Below are 22980 nucleotides of genomic sequence, written 5' to 3'. Positions count from 1 at the left end.
TCTGTGAGTTCACTGAGGAAGCCATGAGAAGAGTTCTGACAACGCTGATGATTTTGCTGGTGGTGCTGGTGGCTGGCCTTTCAGCGTTGGTGCTGCTGGTTAACCCGAATGACTTCCGGGCCTACATGGTGCGGCAGGTGGAAGCGCGCAGCGGGTATGAACTCAAGCTGGACGGGCCCCTGCGCTGGCACGTTTGGCCGCAGCTCAGCATTCTCTCCGGACGTATGTCGCTCACCGCGCCGGGCGCCGCGCAGCCGCTGGTGACGGCGGATAACATGCGTCTTGATGTTGCGCTCATCCCGCTCTTATCCCATCAGCTCCAGGTTGAACAGGTGATGCTGAAAGGGGCGGTGATTCAGCTTACGCCGCAAACCGAAGCCGTTCGTCAGGCGGATGCGCCGGTCGCACCGCGTGAAAACACCTTGCCTGACGTCCCCTCTGATACCGGCTGGTCGTTCGATATTGGTAATCTGAAAGTTGCTGACAGCGTGCTGGTTTTCCAGCATGAGGATGACGAACAGATCACCGTACGCAATATCAATCTCAGGATGGAGCAGGACGCCAATCATCACGCCACCATGGAGTTCTCCGGGCGGATCAACCGCAATCAGCGCGATCTCAACCTGTCGATGAACGCAAACGTGAACGCTTCTGACTATCCGCACCAGCTGACGGCGGACGTTCAGCAGCTCAACTGGCAGCTGACCGGCGCGGATTTACCCGCGAAGGGGATTGCCGGCCAGGGCACGATGCAGGCGGTGTGGCATGAAGAGCGCAAACAGCTCGAACTGAACGCGCTCAACCTTCAGGCCAACGACAGTTCCCTGAAGGGGCAGGCGAGCGTCACGCTTGATGAGAAACCTAAGTGGGTGCTGGATCTGCAATTCGACAAGCTGAATCTCGAGAACCTGCTTCCGCTCCAACCGGTGAACGCGACCGATGAGGGAGCCACGCAGGTAGGGCAAAGCCAGGCCACGCAGTCGCGTCCGGTGATCTCCTCAAATCTCGATCTGCCTGACTACAACGGCCTGCGCGGATTTACCGCCGACATTCTGCTGAAAGCGAACAGCGTGCGCTGGCGTGGAATTGATTTTACTGACGTCAGCAGCCAGATGTTCAACCACAACGGCCTGCTGGTCATCTCCGAGCTCAGCGGAAAAATGGGAGCAGGGAACCTCTCCCTGCCGGGCACGCTGGATGTACGCAAAGACGTTGCCAGCGCCGCGTTCCAGCCGCGTCTGGAAAACGTTGAAATTGGCACCATCCTGAAAGCCTTTAATTACCCAATTGCCCTCACGGGGCAGCTGTCGCTGGCAGGGGATTTCTCTGGCACGAAGATTGATGCGGATGCCTTCCGTCGTAGCTGGCAGGGGCAGGCGCACGTTGAGCTGAAAGATACGCGCATGGAAGGGCTGAACTTCCAGCAGCTGGTGCAGCAGGCGGTAGAGCGCAGCAGCAGCGTGAAAGCGAATGAAAACTACGACAGCGCAACCCGTCTCGACAGCTTTACCAGTGAGCTTGCCCTCGACGACGGTCAGCTCTCGCTGGACGACATGCAGGGCACTTCGTCACTGCTGGCGCTGACCGGAACCGGCGCGCTGGATCTGGTGAAAGAGACGGCAGACACCCGCTTCAACGTCCGCGTGAAGGCTGGCTGGGAAGGCGAAGGCCAGCTTGTAGAGTTCCTGAAAGAGACGCCGATACCGCTGCGCGTTTATGGAAAATGGCAGGCGCTGAATTACAGTTTGCAGGTCGATCAGATCCTGCGTAAGCACCTTCAGGATGAAGCGAAACGTCGGCTGAATGACTGGGCGGACCGCAATAAAGAGTCTCAGTCAGGTAAGGACGTGAAAAAACTGCTCGATAAGCTGTGATGCCTGTTGTGCCGGGTGGCATGTACGGCCTGATGCCCTCACCCCGGCCCTCTCCGACGGGGAGAGGGAGCAAACACTAAAAACGGCAACGAGGTTGCCGTTTTGCTTTTTACCTACACCTCAAAATCCATCTCATCTTCACCGCGCAGCGGTATCAGCTGCACCTTCTGCACGCGATGGCTCTCTACCTGCAAGGTTTTGAGCATGTAATCCCCCACCTGGACCTCTTCCCCCGGCTGCGGAATACGTTGCAGATTTTCCATCAGCAAACCGGCGATGGTGTGATATTCGCGCTTCTCGTCCAGCGGAAGCGGAACGAACTGCACCAGATCTTCGAGCGGCATGTGGCCGTTGGCGGTCCAGCTGCCGTCGGCGTTTTTCTGAATATCGTGGCGCGCATCGATCTCATCCACCTCATTAGGCAGATTACCGGCGATGGTTTCCATCACGTCGCTGAGCGTCACCAGCCCTTCCACAGAACCAAACTCATCAACGACAAACGCGAAGTGGGTGCGCGCGTTGCGGAACTGCTCCAGCGCGGAGAGCAGCGGCAGCGCTTCCGGGAAGACCAGCGGCTGGCGCACCAGCGCGCGCAGGTTTAGCGGCTCGCCGTGAAGCTGCTGTTGCAGCAGGTCAATCACGTGTACCACGCCCAGCAGCTCTTCTTCCTCTTCACCGCCGGTCACGACCACGCGGGTGTGCTGGTTTTTATCCAGCAGGGCACGGATCTGCTCTTCCGGCGCCGTCAGGTCAATATGCTCAATGTCATGGCGGGAGGTCATGATACTGCTCACTGTGCGCTGGTTGAGGTTAAGCACGCGCTCTATCATCCGGCGTTCCTGCGGGTTGAAGATCTGCCCGTCGCTATGGTCGGCAAGCATCGCCGCGGATTCAGCATCCAGCTCGGCATCCTCTTTTTTGCCGCTCAGCAGGCGCATCACCGTATCTGCGGTGCGCTGACGTAATGTCTGGTTCGCGGAAAGAAAACGGCGACGGTTGAAAATGGCCAGTTGGTTGAGAAACTCAATCAGCACCGAGAAACCAATGGCGGCGTACAGATACCCTTTCGGGATATGGAAGCCAAAACCATCCGCTACCAGGCTAAAGCCAATCATCAGCAGGAAGCTCAGACAGAGGATGACGATAGTCGGGTGACTGTTCACGAAGCGCGTCAGGGCTTTACTGGCGAGCACCATCAGGGTGATGGCGATGATCACGGCGGCCATCATCACCGCCAGATGGTCAACCATCCCGACGGCCGTGATCACGGAGTCGAGAGAAAAGACGGCATCCAGCACCACTATCTGTGCGACCACCGGCCAGAATTTAGCGCCGCGTCGCTGGGTGGGGTTTTCACTGTCTTTTCCTTCCAGCCGCTCATTAAGCTCAACCGTGGCTTTGAACAGCAGGAACAATCCGCCGAAAAGCATGATCAGGTCGCGGGCGCTAAAGCTCAGACCCTGCACGCTGAATAAGGGTTTGGTCAGCGTCACCAGCCACGAGATTGAGGCCAGTAACAGCAGACGCATCACCATGGCGAGCAGAAGACCCGTCACGCGGGCGCGGTCGCGTTGTGAAGGGGGTAATTTATCGGCAAGGATGGCGATAAACACCAGGTTATCAATGCCGAGCACTAATTCGATGACGACCAGCGTCACCAGCCCGGCCCAGATTGATGGATCGGCAATCCATTCCATAGTAAATGCAATACCTTCTGTTATATGACTAATGTCACACTTCGATCATGGATAAAGCCGACGGAAATTGCAATGCCGGGGTGAGATTTCTCTTAATGCTACACTCAGGTAAACCCCATTTGCCCGGCGGTGTAAATAAGTTAATTGCGAAGATTTAATTACAGAAGTCGTTATTTAGGAAATATCGCAATAAATGGTCCGGCGATCTATTTTGTCAATATAAAGAAAATCCGAAAACCTTAAAACTTTGCTCTTAATATTAATCTTAAAAACGAATATTAGGACGGTTGTCTCCTTGCCTGCTATTAGGTTAGCTGCAACAATTCTTCCAGCATCAAATGTTAAAACTCCTTGTTGCTATTTTTGTTTCGGTCTTTGGTGAAGGTTATACATTATCAATCGCCCCTGTGAGGCGTTTGATATATTTCGCAAAAGGCCTTATCCAAGAGGGTGTCAAACCATAACGCATTGTTTAGTCAGTGGATTGGTAACTGAAAGCCAAGGGCGGTAGCGTGCCTGAAAGCGTGTGAATCAGCCTCAATTATTCTGTCAATAGCCAATGGATGAATAAGCTTTTTTTAGGACTGATGCCAGTTATATTGCTAAATGATTAACTGCATTCTGATTGTCACCACGACCCGCGCTTATTTTAATTGCACAGGATAATTACTCTGCCAAAGTGATAAATAATCAATGATGAAATCCAAAATGAAATTGATGCCATTATTGGTGTCTGTGACCTTGATGAGTGGTTGCACGGTCTTTCCCGGCAGCAATATGTCGACAATGGGCAAGGATGTGATTAAACAGCAGGATGCTGATTTTGATCTCGACAAAATGGTGAATGTGTATCCATTAACCCCACGTCTGGTGGAACAATTACGCCCACGTCCAAATGTTGCTCAGCCAAATATGTCTCTGGACCAGGAAATTGCCTCTTACCAGTATCGCGTGGGTCCGGGTGACGTCATTAACGTGACCGTCTGGGATCACCCGGAGCTGACCACGCCTGCGGGCCAGTACCGTAGCTCAAGCGACACCGGTAACTGGGTACAGTCCGATGGCACCATGTTCTATCCCTACATTGGCAAAGTGCACGTCGCGGGTAAAACGCTTGCTGAGATCCGTAGTGATATTACCGGCCGCCTGGCGCAGTACATTGCTGACCCGCAGGTGGACGTTAATATCGCCGCGTTCCGATCCCAGAAAGCCTATATCTCTGGCCAGGTCAATAAATCCGGCCAGCAGGCCATCACTAACGTCCCGCTCACCGTTCTCGATGCGATCAATGCCGCAGGCGGCTTAACCGACGGCGCTGACTGGCGCAACGTGGTGCTAACCCACAACGGCAAAGAGCAGCGCATTTCGCTTCAGGCGCTGATGCAAAACGGTGACCTGACCCAGAACCGCCTCCTCTATCCGGGCGACATTCTGTACGTGCCGCGCAATGACGATCTGAAAGTGTTCGTGATGGGTGAAGTGAAGAAACAGAGCACCCTCAAGATGGACTTCAGCGGTATGACCCTGACCGAAGCGCTGGGCAATGCGGAAGGCATCGACCTGACCGCCTCCAACGCCAGCGGTATCTTCGTGATCCGTCCTATCAAAGGCGAGAACGCGAAGGGCAAGATTGCCAACATCTACCAGCTGGATATGTCCGACGCGACGTCGCTGGTCATGGCAACGTCGTTCCGTCTCCAGCCGTACGATGTGGTCTATGTCACCACCGCGCCGGTCGCCCGCTGGAACCGTCTGATCAACCAGTTGCTGCCTACCATCAGTGGCGTTCGCTACATGACGGATACGGCGAGCGACGTTCATAACTGGTAAGCCGCGATGTTTAACAAAATTCTGGTGGTGTGCGTGGGGAACATTTGCCGTTCCCCCACGGCTGAAAGGCTGTTGAAAAATTACCAGCCTGCGTTAACGGTCGACTCCGCAGGGCTGGGCGCGCTGGTCGGAAAAGGTGCCGACGAACGTGCCGCAAGCGTTGCCCTTGAGCATAACCTCTCACTCGACGGGCACGTTGCCCGTCAGGTCTCTGGCCGGATGTGCCGGGAATATGACCTGATCCTCGCGATGGAAAAACGCCACATTCACGCGCTGTGCGATATCGCACCGGAGATGCGCGGCAAGGTGATGCTGTTTGGTCACTGGGATGGTGAGCGCGAAATTCCCGATCCGTATCGCAAGAGCCGCGAGGCCTTTGAGGCGGTATACACCTTACTAGACCAGTCTGCCCGTCAGTGGGCGCAGGCACTGAAAGCTCAGCAGGGATAACAATGACAGAAAAAACAAGACCTTCTGCCGCCCCGACGTCGGGCAGTGATGAAATCGATATCGGTCGCCTGGTCGGGACCGTTATTGAAGCGAAATGGTGGGTGCTGGGTATTACCGCCATTTTTGCCGTGGCGGCGATCGTTTATACGCTGTTCGCGACGCCTATTTACAGCGCCGACGCGCTGGTGCAGATCGAACAAAATACCGGAAACTCGCTGGTTCAGGATATCGGCTCGGCGCTGGCCAACAAGCCGCCGGCATCGGAAGCCGAAATTCAGCTGATCCAGTCGCGCCTGGTACTGGGCAAAACGGTTCACGATCTGGGGCTGGATATCGCGGTCACCAAAAACACCTTCCCGGTGTTTGGCGCAGGCTGGGATCGCCTGATGGGGCGCAGTAACGATACGGTAAAAGTGACCGACTTTGTGATCCCAAAAGGGGCAGGGGACCAAACCTTTACCCTGACCGTGCTGGGACCAAAACAGTATCAGCTGACCAGCGACGCGGGCTTCAGCGCGCGCGGCGAGGTGGGGCAGATGCTGACTAAAGAGGGCGTCAGCATCAAGGTCAGCGCAATTCAGGCGCATGAGGGCGGGGAGTTTACGGTCACCAAATTCTCGACGCTCGGGATGATCAACAACCTGCAAAACAACCTGACCGTCACCGAAAACGGCAAGGATACCGGCGTCCTGAGCATGACCTTCACCGGTGAAGACAAGGATCAAATCCGCGACATCCTTAATAGCATCACCCGCAACTATCTTGAGCAGAACGTAGAGCGCAAGTCAGCGGAAGCCGCAAAAAGCCTGGCGTTCCTCAGTAAACAGCTGCCGGAGGTGCGCGCCCGTCTGGATGACGCTGAGAACAAGCTGAACGCGTACCGTCAGGACAAAGATTCCGTCGATCTGCCGCTGGAGGCGAAATCGGTTCTCGACTCCATGGTGAATATTGATGCGCAGCTGAACGAGCTGACCTTCAAAGAGGCGGAGATTTCCAAGCTCTATACCAAACGTCACCCGGCGTACCGCACTTTGCTGGAGAAACGTCGTACCCTGGAAGAAGAGAAGGCGAAGCTGAATGACCGCGTGACCGCGATGCCGAAGACGCAGCAGGAAATTGTACGCCTGACGCGTGATGTGGAATCCGGCCAGCAGGTTTACATGCAGCTGCTGAACAAACAGCAGGAGCTGAAAATCACCGAAGCCAGCACCGTCGGCGACGTGCGTATCGTTGACCCGGCGATTACCCAGCCGGGCTTGCTGAAGCCGAAGAAGGCGCTGATTATCCTCGGCAGTATTATTCTCGGCCTGATGCTTTCCATCGTCGGCGTGCTGCTGCGCTCGCTGTTCAACCGCGGTATCGAAAGCCCGCAGGTGCTGGAAGAGAACGGGATCAGCGTGTACGCCAGCATCCCGCTCTCCGAGTGGCAGAAGTCCCGTGACAGCGTCAAAACCGTTAAGGGCGTCAAGCGTTACAAACAGAGCCAGCTGCTGGCCGTGGGTAACCCGACTGACCTGGCGATTGAAGCGGTGCGCAGCCTGCGTACCAGCCTCCACTTCGCCATGATGCAGGCCAAAAACAACGTCCTGATGATGACCGGCGTTAGCCCATCAATCGGTAAAACCTTCGTCTGCGCCAACCTGGCGGCGGTGGTGAGCCAGACCAACAAGCGCGTGCTGTTGATCGACTGCGATATGCGTAAGGGCTACACCCATGAGCTGCTGGGGACCAACAACGTTAACGGTCTGTCGGAAATCCTGCTCGGTAAAGGGGAAATCAGCGAGAGCGCCAAGCCGACGTCGATTCCGAAATTTGACCTGATCCCGCGTGGACAGGTGCCGCCGAACCCGTCTGAACTGCTGATGAGCGAGCGCTTCACGCAGCTGATTGAGTGGGCGAGCAAAAACTATGACCTGGTGCTGATCGATACCCCACCAATTCTGGCGGTCACCGACGCTGCCGTGGTAGGGCGTCATGCGGGCACCACGCTGATGGTCGCGCGCTATGCGGTGAACACCCTTAAGGAAGTGGAAACCAGCCTGAGCCGCTTTGAGCAGAACGGTATTGAGGTGAAGGGGGTCATTCTGAACTCCATCTTCCGCCGCGCGACCGGGTATCAGGATTACGGCTATTACGAGTACGAATACAAGTCTGACAGTAAATAACAAAATGCACCCCACACCCCTCACCCTAACCCTCTCCCCAAAGGGGAGAGGGGACTGTTCGGTGCTGGATTTGGGGGACGAACGTAATGATAACCACTGGATGCCTTTCACCCTCTCCCCTATGGGGAGAGGGCCGGGGTGAGGGGAAAATATGACCACACAACGCCCTTTGATTTCTATCTATATGCCGACATGGAATCGTCAGCAGCTGGCGATCCGCGCGATTAAATCGGTCCTGCGTCAGGATTACGATAACTGGGAACTGATTATCGTGGATGACTGTTCCTCCTCTTACGAACAACTGCAAAAGTTTGTTGAAGACCTGAACGACCCGCGCGTGGTGTACACCCACAACGCCATCAACTCCGGGGCGTGTGCGGTGCGCAACCAGGCGATTATGCAGGCGAAAGGGCAGTATCTGACCGGTATCGACGACGATGACGAATGGACGCCAAACCGTCTGTCGATCTTCCTGTCGCACAAAGCGCAGCTGGTGACCCACGCGTTTCTGTATGCCAATGACTATGTCTGCCAGGGCGAGGTCTATTCGCAGCCGGCCAGCCTGCCGCTGTATCCGAAATCACCGTATTCCCGACGCCTGTTCTACAAGCGCAACATTATCGGCAATCAGGTGTTTACCTGGGCATGGCGCTTTAAGGAGTGCCTGTTCGATACCGAGCTGAAGGCCGCGCAGGATTACGACATTTTCCTGCGGATGGTGGTGGAGTACGGCGAGCCGTGGAAGGTGGAAGAGGCCACGCAGATCCTGCACATCAATCACGGGGAGATGCAAATCACCTCGTCGCCGAAGAAATTCTCGGGCTACTTCCATTTTTACCGCAAGCACAAGGACAAGTTTGACCGTGCCAGCCGGAAGTATCAGCTCTTCACCCTGTATCAGATCCGTAACAAGCGCATGAACTGGCGCACGTTGCTGACGTTGCTGTCGGTACGTAACGGCAAGCGTCTGGCTGACGGGCTTCGGGGGAAATAATGTTTCTGGAAGATTGTCGCGCTAACAGCTGGAGCCTGCGCCCGTGCTGCATGGTTCTGGCCTACCGTATTGCGCACTTTTGCTCGGTGTGGCGCAAAAAAAATGTGCTGAACAATATCTGGGCCGCGCCGGTGCTGGTGCTGTACCGCATCATCACCGAATGCTTTTTTGGCTATGAAATTCAGGCCGCAGCCACCATTGGCCGCCGCTTTACCATTCATCACGGTTATGCGGTGGTCATCAACAAGTTCGTCGTCGCGGGTGATGATTTCACCATTCGCCACGGGGTGACGATCGGCAACCGCGGGCCAGACAGCCTGGCCTGCCCGGTCATCGGCAATAACGTCGAGCTGGGCGCCAACGTGGTGATGATCGGGGACATTACCGTGGGCAATAACGTGACGATTGGCGCAGGCAGCGTGGTGCTGGACAGCATTCCGGACAACGCGCTGGTGGTGGGCGAGAAAGCCCGCGTGAAGGTGATTAAATGAACATTCTGCAATTTAACGTACGCCTCGCAGAGGGCGGGGCGGCAGGCGTAGCGCTGGATCTGCACCAGCGCGCGCTGCAAAAAGGACTCCAGTCGCGCTTTGTTTACGGTTACGGCAAAGGTGGCAAGAAAAGCGTCAGCCATGATAACTATCCGCAGGTGCTGAAGCAGACGCCACGTCTGACCTCCATCGCCAATATTGCGCTGTTCCGCCTGTTTAACCGCGACCTGTTCGGCAACCTGAATAATCTCTACCGCACCGTCACCCGCACTCGCGGCCCGGTTGTGCTGCACTTCCACGTGCTGCACAGCTACTGGCTGAATCTGGAGGAGGTGGTGGCGTTTTGTGGCAAGGTGAAGGCGCACAAGCCGGATACCCGATTTGTCTGGACGCTGCACGACCACTGGAGCGTGACCGGACGCTGCGCCTTTACCGACGGCTGCGAAGGCTGGAAAGATAACTGCCAGAAATGCCCTACGCTCAGCAACTACCCGCCTGTGAAGGTCGATCGCGCGCATCAGCTGGTTGAGGGTAAGCGTCAGCTGTTCCGCGATATGCTCTCGCTCGGCTGCACCTTTATCTCCCCAAGCCAGCACGTGGCGGACGCTTTTAATAGCCTGTACGGAGCAGGGCGCTGCCAGATCATCAACAACGGTATTGATGTGGCGACGGAAACGATCTTGGCCGAACTGACGCCCGTAGCCGTTACCGCCGGTAAGCCGAAAATTGCGGTCGTCGCCCATGACCTGCGTTACGACGGCAAAACCAACCAGCAGCTGGTGCGCGACATGATGGCGCTCGGCGACAAGATTGAGCTGCATACCTTTGGCAAATTCTCCCCGTTTGAAGGCGCTAACGTGGTGAACCACGGGTTTGAAACCGACAAGCGCAAACTGATGAGCGCGCTGAACGGTATGGACGCGCTGGTGTTCAGCTCCCGCGTGGACAACTACCCGCTGATCCTGTGCGAAGCGCTCTCCATCGGCGTACCGGTGATTGCCACCCACAGCGACGCCGCGCGGGAAGTGCTGGAGAAATCCGGCGGTAAAACCTTCAGTGAAAATGAGGTGCTGCCGCTGGTGCAGTTGTCGAAGGCCGATATCGCGCAGGCTGTTTTTGGCACTGACCTGGAATCGTTCCGCAACCGTAGCCGCAAAGCGTACAGTGGACAACAGATGCTGGAGGAGTATGTCTCGTTCTATCAGAATCTGTAGTTATCTGCTGCTGCCGCTGATCTACCTGCTGGTCAACGTTAAGATTGCCCAGCTCGGTGAAAGCTTCCCGATCACTATCGTCACCTTCCTGCCGGTTCTGCTCTTGCTTTACGTTGACAAGCTTAACCTCAAAAAGCTGATGATTGCGCTGGGCATCGGGTTTGGTCTGACGGCGTTTAACTACATCTTTGGTCAGTCGCTGGACGCCAGCAAATATGTCACCTCCACCATGCTGTTTGTTTATATCGTTATCATTATTGGCATGGTGTGGAGTATTCGCTTTAAAACTATTTCTCCGCACAATTATAGGAAAATCCTCAGGTTCTTTTATATTGTCGTCGGGCTGATTGTTGTGCTTGCGGCAATGGAGATGGCGCAAATTATTCTCACAGGCGGCAGTAGCCTGATGGAAATAATTTCGAAATATCTTATATACAGTAACAGCTATGTACTGAACTTCATTAAGTTTGGTGGCAAGCGTACAACCGCGCTCTATTTTGAACCGGCGTTTTTTGCTCTGGCATTAATCTCAATTTGGCTCAGCATCAAACAGTTCGGTATCAAAACCCCCAAGACCGATGCTATGATTCTTGCAGGAATCGTTCTGTCAGGGTCGTTCTCCGGGGTAATGACGTTTATTCTGTTTTACCTGCTGGAGTGGGCGTTCCAGTACCTGAACAAAGAGGCGATTAAGAAAAAACTGCCGCTGGCGATAATCTCTCTGACGGTATTTTTAGTGGGCGTGATATTTGCGTTTCCGTACATTTCTGAGCGTCTGGGTGATTTGGGAACGGAAGGGTCATCGTCCTATTATCGCATCATTGGTCCACTGGTGATGGTGGGTTATTCCTTAACCCATATAGATGGCGTAGTAAGATTCGGCTCACTTTATGAATATGTTGCATCATTCGGAATCTTTAACGGTGCGGATGTCGGTAAAACCATAGACAATGGTCTGTATCTGTTAATTATCTATTTTTCCTGGTTCGCCGTACTGTTGACACTGTGGTATCTGTTTAAAGTTTTCAAAATGATGATTAACGCGTTTGGTGATAACCAGAACTTTCGCGTGCAACTTTATCTGTTCACACCGGTGTCGTTGTTTTTTACCGGGTCAATATTTAGCCCGGAATATGCATTCTTAATTGTATGTCCGTTTATTTTGCGCAAAGCGCTGAATATTACGAGCGTATGACGAAATGAGGTGATTTATGTTTCTTAGCGTCATTACTGTCGCCTTTCGTAACTACGAAGGGGTGGTAAAAACCTGGCGCTCGCTGCGCAACCTGGCGCGCGATCCGAGCCTCACGTTTGAGTGGATCGTGGTCGATGGCGGCTCGAACGACGGCACGGCGGAGTTCCTGGAAAAACTCAACGGTGAGTTCAACTTACGTTACATCAGCGAGAAAGATAAAGGCATTTACGATGCCATGAATAAAGGCATCAACATGGCGCAGGGGCGTTACGCCATCTTCCTCAATTCCGGCGATGTGTTCCATGAAGATGTGGCGCTGTTTGCCCGTCAGCTGGCGCGCCAGAAAGAAGATGCCATGTTTATCGGTGATGCGCTGCTTGATTTCGGCGAGGGGAAAAAAGTGCTGCGCGGTGCGAAACCAGGCTGGTATATCTACCACAGCCTCCCGGCCAGCCATCAGGCTATTTTCTTCCCAATGAGCGGCCTGAAAAAACAGCCTTACGATTTGCGCTATAAAGTGTCATCAGATTATGCCCTGGCCGCCAGCCTTTACAAATCTGGCTACCCGTTCCGTCGAATTAAAGGACTGGTATCTGAATTTTCAATGGGCGGCGTGTCAACCTCGAATAATCTGGAACTGTGCCAGGATGCAAAAAACGTGCAGCGTAAAATATTACGCGTGCCAGGGTTCTGGGCGGAATTATCTTATTTCTTACGTCTGAAAACGACGGGTAAAGCGAAAGCCTTATATAACAAAGCCTGAGATATAAGGAAACGTAATGCAGGAATTAAATGGATTCTCCGTACCGAAAGGTTTTCGGGGCGGGAGCGGTATTAAAGTTCAACTGTGGTGGGCTGTACAGGCAACGTTATTTGCCTGGTCGCCGCAAATACTGTACCGCTGGCGCGCATTTTTACTGCGTCTGTTCGGCGCAAAAATAGGAAAAAACGTAGTCATTCGACCTTCGGTGAAAATTACTTATCCCTGGAAATTAACGCTTGGGGATTACGCCTGGGTTGGGGATGACGCGGTGTTATATACCCTTGGTGAGATTACGATTGGCGCAAATTCGGTGGTTTCACAGAAGTGTTATTTGTGCACCGGTAGCCACGATTTTATGAGCCCGCATTTTGATATTACCGCTTCGCCTGTTGTGATCGGTGAAAAATGCTGGCTGGCAACAGACGTCTTTGTTGCACCCGGTGTTTCTGTTGGCGATGGCACGGTAGTCGGTGCCCGCAGCAGCGTTTTTAAATCGCTTCCGGCAAATAAAATTTGCCGTGGCAACCCCGCAGTGGTGATACGCGAACGCGTTGAAACTGATTAAATTCATAAGTAGAGGAATATAAACATGTCTAAAGTCGCTCTCATCACCGGCGTTACCGGGCAGGATGGTTCTTACCTGGCAGAGTTACTGCTGGAAAAAGGTTATGAAGTACACGGTATTAAACGTCGTGCGTCTTCATTTAACACCGAACGTGTCGATCATATTTATCAGGATCCTCACGCGGCGAACCCGAAATTCCACCTGCATTACGGCGACCTGACCGATACCTCCAACCTGACCCGCATCCTGCAAGAAGTACAGCCGGATGAAGTCTACAACCTGGGCGCGATGAGCCACGTTGCGGTCTCCTTCGAATCCCCGGAATACACCGCTGACGTGGACGCCATGGGTACGCTGCGTCTGCTGGAAGCGATTCGCTTCCTGGGTCTTGAGAAGAAAACCCGCTTCTACCAGGCATCTACCTCTGAGCTGTACGGCCTGGTGCAGGAAATTCCGCAGAAAGAGACCACGCCGTTCTACCCGCGTTCTCCGTACGCTGTGGCGAAACTGTACGCCTACTGGATCACCGTGAACTACCGTGAATCCTACGGCATGTACGCCTGTAACGGCATTCTGTTCAACCACGAATCTCCACGTCGCGGCGAAACCTTCGTGACCCGCAAAATCACCCGCGCGATCGCTAACATCGCTCAGGGCCTGGAGTCTTGCCTGCACCTCGGCAACATGGATTCCCTGCGTGACTGGGGCCATGCGAAAGACTACGTGAAAATGCAGTGGATGATGTTGCAGCAGGAGCAGCCAGAAGACTTCGTGATTGCGACCGGCGTGCAGTACTCCGTACGTCAGTTCGTTGAGATGGCTGCGGCACAGCTGGGCATCAAGCTGCGCTTCGAAGGCACCGGCGTGGAAGAGAAGGGTATCGTTGTTTCCGTGACCGGCCATGACGCACCGGGCGTGAAGCCAGGCGACGTGATTGTCCAGGTTGATCCGCGTTACTTCCGTCCTGCTGAAGTGGAAACCCTGCTGGGCGACCCAACCAAAGCGCACGAGAAGCTGGGCTGGAAACCAGAAACCACCCTGCAAGAAATGGTATCCGAGATGGTGGCCAAAGATCTTGAAGCAGCGAAAAAACACTCCCTGCTCAAGTCTCATGGCTACGAGGTTGCCATCGCGCTGGAGTCCTGAGAATGACAAAACAACGTATTTTTGTCGCCGGTCATCGCGGAATGGTGGGTTCCGCGATTGTTCGCCAGCTGGAACAGCGCGGTGACGTGGAGGTGATTGTTCGCACCCGCGACGAACTGAACCTGCTTGACAGCAAAGCGGTGCAGGACTTCTTCGCCAGCGAACGTATCGACCAGGTGTATCTGGCGGCGGCGAAGGTGGGCGGCATTATCGCTAACAATACCTACCCGGCGGATTTCATCTACGAGAACATGATGATTGAGAGCAACATCATTCACGCGGCGCATCTGCACAACGTGAACAAGCTGCTGTTCCTCGGCTCATCTTGTATCTACCCGAAAATGGCGAAGCAGCCGATCGCCGAGAGCGAACTGTTGCAGGGCACGCTTGAAGCCACCAACGAGCCGTATGCGATTGCCAAAATTGCCGGGATCAAGCTGTGTGAATCCTACAACCGTCAGTATAACCGCGACTATCGCTCGGTGATGCCGACCAACCTGTACGGACCGCACGACAACTTCCACCCGAGCAATTCCCACGTGATCCCGGCGCTGCTGCGTCGTTTCCACGAGGCGACTGCCGAAAACGCCCCGGACGTGGTCGTGTGGGGCAGCGGTACGCCAATGCGCGAGTTCCTGCACGTGGACGATATGGCGGCGGCCAGCATTCACGTCATGGAGCTGGATCGCGAAGTGTGGCAGGAAAACACCGAGCCGATGCTGTCGCACATTAACGTCGGGACCGGCGTGGACTGCACCATTCGCGAGCTGGCGCAGACCATCGCGCAGGTGGTGGGCTACAAAGGACGCGTGGTGTTTGACGCCACCAAACCGGACGGCACGCCGCGCAAGCTGCTGGACGTGACCCGTCTGCATCAGCTGGGCTGGTATCACGAGGTCTCACTGGAGCAGGGGCTGGCCAGCACCTACCAGTGGTTCCTGGAAAACCAGCACCGCTTCCGGGGGTAATGATGTTTTTAAGTCAGGAAGATTTTGCCACGGTAGTGCGTTCCACTCCGCTGATCTCAATTGATTTGATCGTGGAGAACGAACGCGGCGAGTTCTTGCTGGGGAAACGAACCAATCGTCCTGCACAGGGCTTCTGGTTCGTGCCCGGCGGGCGCGTGCAGAAGGATGAGACGCTTACCGATGCGTTTGAGCGTCTCACTCTGGCGGAACTGGGCCTGCAACTGCCGATGGCAGCGGGCCAGTTTTACGGGGTCTGGCAGCACTTCTATGACGATAACTTTTCAGGCACCGGGTTCACCACGCACTACGTCGTGCTGGGGTTCCGCCTGAAGGTGAGTGAGGCAGACCTGCGTCTGCCTGATTCTCAGCATGACGATTACCGCTGGTTAACGCCAGAGGCGCTGCTGGCAAGCGACAACGTCCATGACAACAGTCGGGCGTACTTCCTTGCGGAACGTCAGGCCGAGGTGCCAGGTCTATGAAAATCCTCGTCTACGGAATTAACTACTCGCCGGAGCTTACCGGTATCGGGAAATACACCGGCGAGATGGTCGAGTGGATGGCGAGCCAGGGACATGACGTGCGGGTGATTACTGCCCCGCCGTATTACCCGGAGTGGAAGGTAGGCGAACGCTATTCCAGCTGGCGCTACCGCCGCGAAGAGGGCGCCGCGACCGTCTGGCGCTGCCCGCTCTACGTGCCGAAACAGCCCTCGACGCTGAAACGTTTAATTCATCTGGGCAGCTTTGCCCTGAGCAGTTTCTTCCCGCTGATGGCGCAGCGTCGCTGGAAGCCGGATCGCATCATCGGCGTGGTGCCGACCCTGTTCTGCACGCCAGGCATGCGCCTGCTGGGAAAACTCTCCGGCGCGCGCACCCTGCTGCACATTCAGGATTATGAAGTGGACGCCATGCTCGGGCTGGGTATGGCCGGGAAAGGCAAGGGCGGCAAGGTGGCGAAGCTCGCCAGCGCCTTTGAGCGCAGCGGCCTGCACAACGTGGATTACGTCTCGACCATCTCGCGCTCGATGATGAACAAGGCGCAGGAGAAGGGCGTCCCGGCGGAAAAAGTGATCTTCTTTCCGAACTGGTCCGAAGTGGCGCGCTTCCGCGATGTGACAGACCAGGACGCGCAGGCGTTGCGCGCGCAACTCGGGTTGCCTGCTGAGCAAAAAATCATTCTTTACTCAGGCAACATCGGCGAAAAACAGGGGCTGGAGAGCGTGATTGACGCCGCGCTTCAGCTGAGCGAACACCCGTGGATGTTCGTGATAGTCGGGCAGGGCGGTGGTAAAGCGCGGCTGGAAAAAATGGCCAGCGAGCGCGGACTGACCAACATCCTCTTCTTCCCGCTTCAGTCTTATGACGCGCTGCCCGCGCTGCTGAAAATGGCGGACTGCCATCTGGTGGTGCAAAAACGCGGCGCGGCGGATGCGGTGCTGCCGTCCAAGCTGACCAACATTCTGGCAGTGGGCGGAAACGCGGTGATTACGGCAGAAGCCGCAACAGAATTAGGCCAGCTGTGCAACAGCTACCCGGGCATTGCCGTTTGCGTGGAGCCTGAATCGGTTCCTGCGCTGGTGACCGGAATTGAGCAGGCACTCGCCATGCCAAAAGAGAACACGGTGGCACGTGAATATGCCGAACGCACGCTCGAGAAAGAGAACGTGCTGAGCCAATTTATTGCAGATATACGGGGATAAATCATGAGTCAAACCACTTTGTATCCGGTCGTAATGGCGGGTGGATCCGGGAGCCGGTTGTGGCCACTGTCCCGCGTGCTTTATCCAAAACAATTTCTGTGCCTGAAAGGCGACCTCACCATGCTGCAAACGACGGTTAACCGTCTGCACGGCGTGGAGTGTGAAAGCCCGGTGGTGATCTGTAACGAGCAGCACCGCTTTATCGTTGCGGAGCAGCTGCGCCAGCTGAACAAACTGACCGAAAATATCATTCTGGAGCCTGCCGGACGCAACACGGCGCCTGCCATTGCCCTTGCGGCGCTGGCAGCAAAACGCAGCAGCCCGGACTGCGACCCGCTGATGCTGGTGCTGGCGGCTGACCACGTCATCCAGCAGGAAGAGGCCTTCCGCGACGCGGTACGCGCCGCGATTCCTTACGCTGAGAACGGCAAGCTGGTGACCTTCGGCATCGTGCCGGATCTCCCGGAAACCGGCTATGGCTACATTCGCCGCGGCAGCGTTACGCCTGGTGAAGGCGACAGCGTGGCCTTTGACGTGGCGCAGTTTGTCGAAAAACCGAATCTGGAAACCGCGCAGGCGTATGTCGCCAGCGGTGAATACTACTGGAACAGCGGTATGTTCCTGTTCCGCGCCGGTCGCTACCTGGAAGAGCTGGAAAAATATCGCCCGGATATTTTAAGCGCCTGCGAAAAAGCGATGGCGGTGGTGGATCCGGATCTCGATTTTATCCGCGTGGACGAAGAAGCCTTCCTCGCCTGTCCGGAAGAGTCCATTGACTATGCGGTGATGGAACGTACGGCAGATGCGGTAGTGGTACCGATGGATGCGGGCTGGAGCGACGTCGGCTCCTGGTCGTCACTGTGGGAGATCAGCGCGCATACCCCGGAGGGTAACGTCCATCACGGAGATGTGATCAGCCACAAAACGGAAAACAGCTACGTCTACGCCGAATCTGGCCTCGTCACCACGGTAGGGGTGAAGGATCTGGTGGTCGTGCAGACCAAAGACGCGGTGCTGATTGCCGACCGTAATGCCGTGCAGGACGTTAAAAAAGTGGTGGAGAAGATCAAGGCCGATGGCCGTCACGAACACCATATTCACCGTGAAGTCTACCGCCCGTGGGGCAAATATGACTCCATCGACGCCGGCGAGCGTTATCAGGTGAAACGCATCACCGTGAAGCCGGGAGAAGGGCTGTCGGTGCAGATGCACCATCACCGCGCCGAACACTGGGTGGTGGTGGCAGGGACCGCCAAAGTGACCATCGACGGTGAAGTGAAGTTGCTCGGTGAAAACGAGTCCATTTATATTCCGCTGGGCGCCACGCACTGTCTGGAAAACCCGGGGAAAATTCCGCTCGACTTAATTGAGGTGCGTTCCGGCTCCTATCTGGAAGAGGACGACATCATCCGCTTCCAGGATCGCTACGGGCGCGTGTAGCACTCCGCATCATGCCCGGTGGCGCTGCGCTTTCCGGGCCTACGAATGAAAAAAATAAATTTGGCCATTACATGGTCAGGGCCAACTGTTGCCTGAAAAAGGGGTCATCATGGAAAAATTAACCTGTTTTAAAGCCTACGATATTCGCGGCAAGCTGGGCGAAGAGCTGAACGAAGACATTGCGTGGCGCATCGGCCGCGCGTACGGCGAATACCTGAAACCACAAACTATCGTGCTTGGCGGCGACGTGCGTCTGACAAGCGAATCCCTGAAGCTGGCGCTGGCGAAAGGGCTACAGGACGCGGGCGTCGACGTGCTGGACATTGGCCTTTCCGGTACCGAAGAGATCTATTTTGCCACCTTCCACCTGGGCGTGGACGGCGGTATCGAAGTTACCGCCAGCCATAACCCAATGGACTACAACGGCATGAAGCTGGTGCGCAAGGGCGCCCGTCCTATCAGCGGCGACACCGGCCTGCGCGACGTGCAGCGTCTGGCCGAGGCCAACGACTTCCCGCCGGTTAACGACGCAAAACGCGGCAGCTATAAGCAGATTAACCTGCAAAAAGAGTACATCGACCACCTGCTGGGCTACATCAATGTGGCAAACCTCAAACCGCTGAAGCTGGTGATTAACTCCGGCAACGGCGCGGCAGGCCCGGTTGTCGATGCACTTGAAGCCCGCTTTAAGGCGCTGAACGTGCCGGTGACCTTCGTCAAAGTGCACAACACGCCAGACGGCAACTTTCCGAACGGTATTCCTAACCCGCTGCTGCCGGAGTGCCGCGACGACACCCGCAACGCGGTGATTGAGCACGGCGCCGATATGGGTATCGCCTTTGACGGCGACTTCGACCGCTGCTTCCTGTTCGATGAGAAAGGGCAGTTTATCGAAGGCTACTACATCGTTGGCCTGCTGGCGGAAGCGTTCCTCGAGAAAAACCCGGGGGCGAAAATCATTCACGATCCGCGTCTTTCCTGGAACACCGTCGACGTGGTGAAGGCCGCGGGCGGCGAGCCGGTGATGTCCAAAACCGGCCACGCGTTTATCAAAGAGCGTATGCGTGAGGAAGACGCCATCTACGGCGGCGAGATGAGCGCCCACCACTATTTCCGTGATTTTGCCTACTGCGACAGCGGGATGATCCCGTGGCTGCTTGTGACCGAGCTGCTGTGCCTGAAAGGGCAGAGCCTGGGCGAACTGGTGCGCGACCGCATGGCGGCGTTCCCGGCGAGCGGTGAGATCAACAGCAAACTGGCACAGCCCGCTGAGGCCATTGCCCGCGTGGAACAGCACTTTGCCATTCATGCGCTGGAGATTGACCGTACCGACGGTATCAGCATGGCGTTCCCGCAGTGGCGCTTCAACCTGCGCTCGTCCAATACCGAGCCGGTGGTGCGCCTGAACGTGGAGTCCCGCGCCGATACCGCGCTGATGGAAGCCCGAACGAAGGACATTCTGGCGCTGTTGAATCAGTAAAAAGAAAACCTTACCCCTCACCCTAACCCTCACCCCAAAGGGGAGAGGGAACTTGAACACCCTCTCCCCTTTGGGGTGAGGGGCGAGGGGTAAGGTTTAGAACTAAAGGAACAACGATGACAAATCTAAAAAAGCGCGAACGAGCGAGAACGAATGCATCGTTAATCTCTATGGTGCAGCGTTTTTCTGATATCACCATCATGGTCGGCGGACTGTGGGCGGTGTGTTGGGTCAGCGGGCAGTCGTTCTTATACATGCACTTGCTGATGGCGTTGATTGCGCTGGTGGTGTTTCAGATGATCGGCGGCATGACCGATTTCTATCGTTCATGGCGCGGCGTCAAAATGACCACCGAACTGATGCTGCTGCTCCAGAACTGGACCTTAAGCCTGATTTTCAGCGCAGGCCTGGTGGCGTTCAGCCATGATTTTGATAACCGTCTTGTGACCTATCTCTGCTGGTATCTGTTAACCAGCATTGGCATGGTGGTCTGCCGCTCGCTGATCCGCTTTGGCGCGGGCTGGCTGCGCAACCGCGGGTATAACCGTCGCTTCGTTGCCGTGGCGGGCGATCTGCCGGTGGGACAGGTGTTGCTCGACAGCTTCCGCAAAGAGCCGTGGTTAGGTTTTGAAGTGGTCGGGATTTATCACGACGCGAAGCCCGGCGGCGTACCGTCCGACTGGGCAGGTAACTACGAACAGCTTATTGACGATGCGAAAGCCGGCAAAATTCATAACGTCTACATCGCCATGCAGATGAAAGATGAATCCCGCATCAAGAAACTGATGCGCGAGCTGGCGGATACCACCTGCTCGGTGATCCTCATCCCGGATGTCTTCACCTTCAATATTCTCCACTCCCGTATTGAAGAGGTGAACGGGGTACCGGTTGTTCCGCTGTACGACACGCCGCTGTCGGGGATTAACCGCGTGCTGAAGCGCGTGGAAGATATCGTGCTTTCGTCCCTGATCCTGCTGCTCATCTCCCCGGTGCTGTGCTGTATTGCGCTGGCGGTGAAGCTCAGCTCGCCGGGGCCGATCATCTTCCGTCAGACCCGCTACGGCATGGACGGTAAGCCGATCATGGTGTGGAAATTCCGCTCCATGAAGGTGATGGAGAACGACAAGGTGGTGACCCAGGCGACGCAGAACGATCCGCGCGTCACCCGCGTGGGCAACTTCCTGCGCCGTACCTCGCTCGATGAGCTGCCGCAGTTCATCAACGTGTTCACCGGCGGGATGTCCATCGTCGGGCCTCGTCCTCACGCCGTGGCCCATAACGAGCAGTACCGTACCCTGATTGAAGGCTACATGCTGCGCCATAAGGTGAAGCCGGGCATCACCGGCTGGGCGCAGATCAACGGCTGGCGCGGCGAGACCGACACGCTGGAAAAAATGGAAAAACGTATCGAGTTCGATCTGGAGTACATCCGCGAGTGGAGCCTCTGGTTCGATATCAAGATTGTTTTTCTGACCATTTTCAAAGGTTTCGTGAACAAAGCGGCGTACTAAAATGAGCTTACGAGAAAAAACCATCAGCGGCGCGAAATGGTCAGCCATGGCCACCATCGTCATCATTGGCCTCGGCCTGGTACAGATGACGGTGCTGGCGCGCATTATCGATAATCACCAGTTTGGTCTGCTGACCGTCTCGCTGGTGATTATCGCCCTGGCCGATACGCTGTCGGACTTTGGTATCGCCAACTCCATTATCCAGCGCAAAGAGATCAGCCATCTGGAGCTGACCACCCTCTACTGGCTGAACGTCGGGCTGGGTATCTTCGTTTTTGTGCTGGTGTTCCTGCTGAGCGATGTGATTGCCGGCGTGCTGCATAACCCGGACCTGGCGCCGCTGATGCGCACCCTGTCGTTCGCTTTCGTGGTGATCCCGCACGGGCAGCAGTTCCGCGCGCTGATGCAGAAAGAGCTGGAGTTCAACAAAATCGGCATGATTGAGACCAGCGCCGTGCTGGCGGGCTTTACCTTCACCGTGGTCAGCGCCCATTTCTGGCCGCTGGCGATGACCGCCATCCTCGGCTACCTCGTTAACTCTGCCGTGCGCACGCTGCTGTTCGGCTTCTTTGGCCGTAAGATTTATCGCCCGGGGCTGCATTTTTCGCTGGCGTCTGTTTCATCCAACCTGCGCTTCGGCGCGTGGCTGACGGCAGACAGCATTATCAACTACGTAAATACTAACCTCTCCACGCTGGTGCTGGCGCGCATTCTGGGCGCGAGCGTCGCGGGTGGCTACAACCTGGCGTATAACGTCGCGGTTGTCCCGCCGATGAAGCTCAACCCGATTATTACCCGCGTCCTGTTCCCGGCGTTCGCCAAAATTCAGGACGATACCGAAAAGCTGCGCGTGAACTTTTACAAGCTGCTCTCCGTGGTGGGGATCATCAACTTCCCGGTCCTGCTGGGGCTGATGGTGGTCGCCAGCAATTTCGTACCGCTGGTGTTTGGCGAGAAGTGGAACAGCATCATCCCAATCCTGCAACTGCTGTGCGTCGTGGGGCTGCTGCGCTCGGTGGGGAACCCGATTGGTTCTCTGCTGATGGCAAAGGCGCGCGTGGATATCAGCTTCAAGTTCAACGTGTTTAAAACCTTCCTGTTTATTCCGGCAATTATTGTGGGCGGGCACATGGCGGGTGCCATTGGCGTGACGCTCGGCTTCCTGCTGGTGCAAATCGTCAATACCGTGCTGAGCTACTTCGTGATGATCAAACCGGTGCTGGGCTCCAGCTACCGTCAGTACATCCTCAGCCTGTGGCTGCCGTTTTATCTCTCCTTGCCGACGCTTGCGGTGAGCTACGGCCTGGGCGTGGTGCTCAACGGACATCTGCCGCTGGCGGCGCTGCTTGCGGTGCAGGTCGCGGCAGGCGCGCTGGCGTTTGGCGTGATGATTGTGCTGTCACGCAATGCGCTGGTGGTCGAGATGAAGCGCCAGTTTTGCCGTAACGAAAAAATGAAAACGCTGCTTCGCGCAGGCTAATTTTACGAGGCCATT

The 22980-nt window shown here is 55.8% G+C and carries 19 protein-coding genes; 18 read left to right on the top strand and 1 reads right to left on the bottom strand.

Annotated elements, in window-relative coordinates; all coding sequences use genetic code 11:
- Positions 1-23: 23 nt before the first annotated feature.
- Positions 24-1874 (top strand): outer membrane assembly protein AsmA, encoded by a 1851-nt coding sequence (asmA, locus tag RY075_RS15105; RefSeq protein ID WP_022651488.1) that lies wholly within the window; start codon positions 24-26, stop codon positions 1872-1874.
- A gap of 113 nt (positions 1875-1987) precedes the next feature.
- On the opposite strand, the gene RY075_RS15100 is transcribed toward asmA, so the two are convergent.
- Complete coding sequence (locus RY075_RS15100; RefSeq protein WP_023314474.1) at positions 1988-3571, bottom strand: TerC family protein; 1584 nt, start codon at positions 3569-3571, stop codon at positions 1988-1990.
- A gap of 693 nt (positions 3572-4264) precedes the next feature.
- Between RY075_RS15100 and RY075_RS15095 the strand changes: the two genes are divergently transcribed.
- The 17 genes from RY075_RS15095 to wzxC all read left to right on the top strand — a co-directional run bounded on the left by RY075_RS15095 (position 4265) and on the right by wzxC (position 22965).
- Positions 4265-5401, top strand: a complete 1137-nt coding sequence (locus RY075_RS15095) for a polysaccharide export protein (RefSeq protein WP_003862079.1) — start codon at positions 4265-4267, stop codon at positions 5399-5401.
- A gap of 6 nt (positions 5402-5407) precedes the next feature.
- Positions 5408-5851 carry a low molecular weight protein-tyrosine-phosphatase Wzb gene (gene wzb / locus RY075_RS15090; RefSeq protein ID WP_003862078.1) on the top strand — a complete coding sequence of 148 codons (444 nt, stop codon included), beginning with the start codon at positions 5408-5410 and terminating at the stop codon, positions 5849-5851.
- 2 nt (positions 5852-5853) lie between these two features.
- Complete coding sequence (gene wzc, locus RY075_RS15085; RefSeq protein ID WP_109948664.1) at positions 5854-8016, top strand: tyrosine-protein kinase Wzc; 2163 nt, start codon at positions 5854-5856, stop codon at positions 8014-8016.
- 151 nt (positions 8017-8167) lie between these two features.
- Positions 8168-9010: a colanic acid biosynthesis glycosyltransferase WcaA gene (gene wcaA / locus RY075_RS15080; protein WP_017383272.1), complete on the top strand. Its 843-nt coding sequence runs from the start codon at positions 8168-8170 to the stop codon at positions 9008-9010.
- A complete protein-coding gene (wcaB, locus tag RY075_RS15075; protein WP_003863505.1) occupies positions 9010-9501 on the top strand; it encodes a colanic acid biosynthesis acetyltransferase WcaB in 492 nt (163 codons plus the stop codon). The genes wcaA and wcaB overlap by 1 nt, the downstream gene beginning before the upstream one ends.
- Positions 9498-10715 carry a colanic acid biosynthesis glycosyltransferase WcaC gene (wcaC, locus tag RY075_RS15070; protein ID WP_109948665.1) on the top strand — a complete coding sequence of 406 codons (1218 nt, stop codon included), beginning with the start codon at positions 9498-9500 and terminating at the stop codon, positions 10713-10715. The genes wcaB and wcaC overlap by 4 nt, the downstream gene beginning before the upstream one ends.
- On the top strand, positions 10690-11910 hold the full coding sequence (wcaD, locus tag RY075_RS15065) for a colanic acid polymerase WcaD (RefSeq protein WP_003863508.1): 1221 nt from the start codon (positions 10690-10692) through the stop codon (positions 11908-11910). The genes wcaC and wcaD overlap by 26 nt, the downstream gene beginning before the upstream one ends.
- Before the next feature lie 16 nt (positions 11911-11926).
- Complete coding sequence (gene wcaE, locus RY075_RS15060) at positions 11927-12673, top strand: colanic acid biosynthesis glycosyltransferase WcaE (RefSeq protein WP_003863510.1); 747 nt, start codon at positions 11927-11929, stop codon at positions 12671-12673.
- Between the two features lie 16 nt (positions 12674-12689).
- Positions 12690-13238 carry a colanic acid biosynthesis acetyltransferase WcaF gene (wcaF, locus tag RY075_RS15055; protein WP_003863512.1) on the top strand — a complete coding sequence of 183 codons (549 nt, stop codon included), beginning with the start codon at positions 12690-12692 and terminating at the stop codon, positions 13236-13238.
- 24 nt (positions 13239-13262) lie between these two features.
- A complete protein-coding gene (gmd, locus tag RY075_RS15050) occupies positions 13263-14384 on the top strand; it encodes a GDP-mannose 4,6-dehydratase (RefSeq protein ID WP_003863514.1) in 1122 nt (373 codons plus the stop codon).
- Between the two features lie 2 nt (positions 14385-14386).
- Positions 14387-15352: a GDP-L-fucose synthase gene (locus RY075_RS15045; RefSeq protein WP_003863516.1), complete on the top strand. Its 966-nt coding sequence runs from the start codon at positions 14387-14389 to the stop codon at positions 15350-15352.
- A gap of 2 nt (positions 15353-15354) precedes the next feature.
- On the top strand, positions 15355-15834 hold the full coding sequence (locus RY075_RS15040) for a GDP-mannose mannosyl hydrolase (RefSeq protein ID WP_003863519.1): 480 nt from the start codon (positions 15355-15357) through the stop codon (positions 15832-15834).
- Positions 15831-17054: a colanic acid biosynthesis fucosyltransferase WcaI gene (gene wcaI, locus RY075_RS15035; RefSeq protein ID WP_003863520.1), complete on the top strand. Its 1224-nt coding sequence runs from the start codon at positions 15831-15833 to the stop codon at positions 17052-17054. The genes RY075_RS15040 and wcaI overlap by 4 nt, the downstream gene beginning before the upstream one ends.
- Positions 17055-17057: 3 nt before the next feature.
- Positions 17058-18494 (top strand): mannose-1-phosphate guanyltransferase, encoded by a 1437-nt coding sequence (gene cpsB, locus RY075_RS15030; RefSeq protein ID WP_003863522.1) that lies wholly within the window; start codon positions 17058-17060, stop codon positions 18492-18494.
- A gap of 109 nt (positions 18495-18603) precedes the next feature.
- Positions 18604-19974, top strand: a complete 1371-nt coding sequence (gene cpsG / locus RY075_RS15025; RefSeq protein ID WP_061856590.1) for a colanic acid biosynthesis phosphomannomutase CpsG — start codon at positions 18604-18606, stop codon at positions 19972-19974.
- A gap of 116 nt (positions 19975-20090) precedes the next feature.
- A complete protein-coding gene (wcaJ, locus tag RY075_RS15020) occupies positions 20091-21485 on the top strand; it encodes an undecaprenyl-phosphate glucose phosphotransferase (protein ID WP_003863525.1) in 1395 nt (464 codons plus the stop codon).
- Position 21486: 1 nt separating this feature from the next.
- Positions 21487-22965, top strand: a complete 1479-nt coding sequence (gene wzxC / locus RY075_RS15015) for a colanic acid undecaprenyl disphosphate flippase WzxC (RefSeq protein WP_003863527.1) — start codon at positions 21487-21489, stop codon at positions 22963-22965.
- Positions 22966-22980: the final 15 nt, after the last annotated feature.

Source organism: Enterobacter sp. JJBC (assembly GCF_036936505.1).
Lineage (GTDB): Bacteria > Pseudomonadota > Gammaproteobacteria > Enterobacterales > Enterobacteriaceae > Enterobacter > Enterobacter hormaechei_C.
This window is presented reverse-complemented; position numbering and strand designations above follow the sequence as displayed.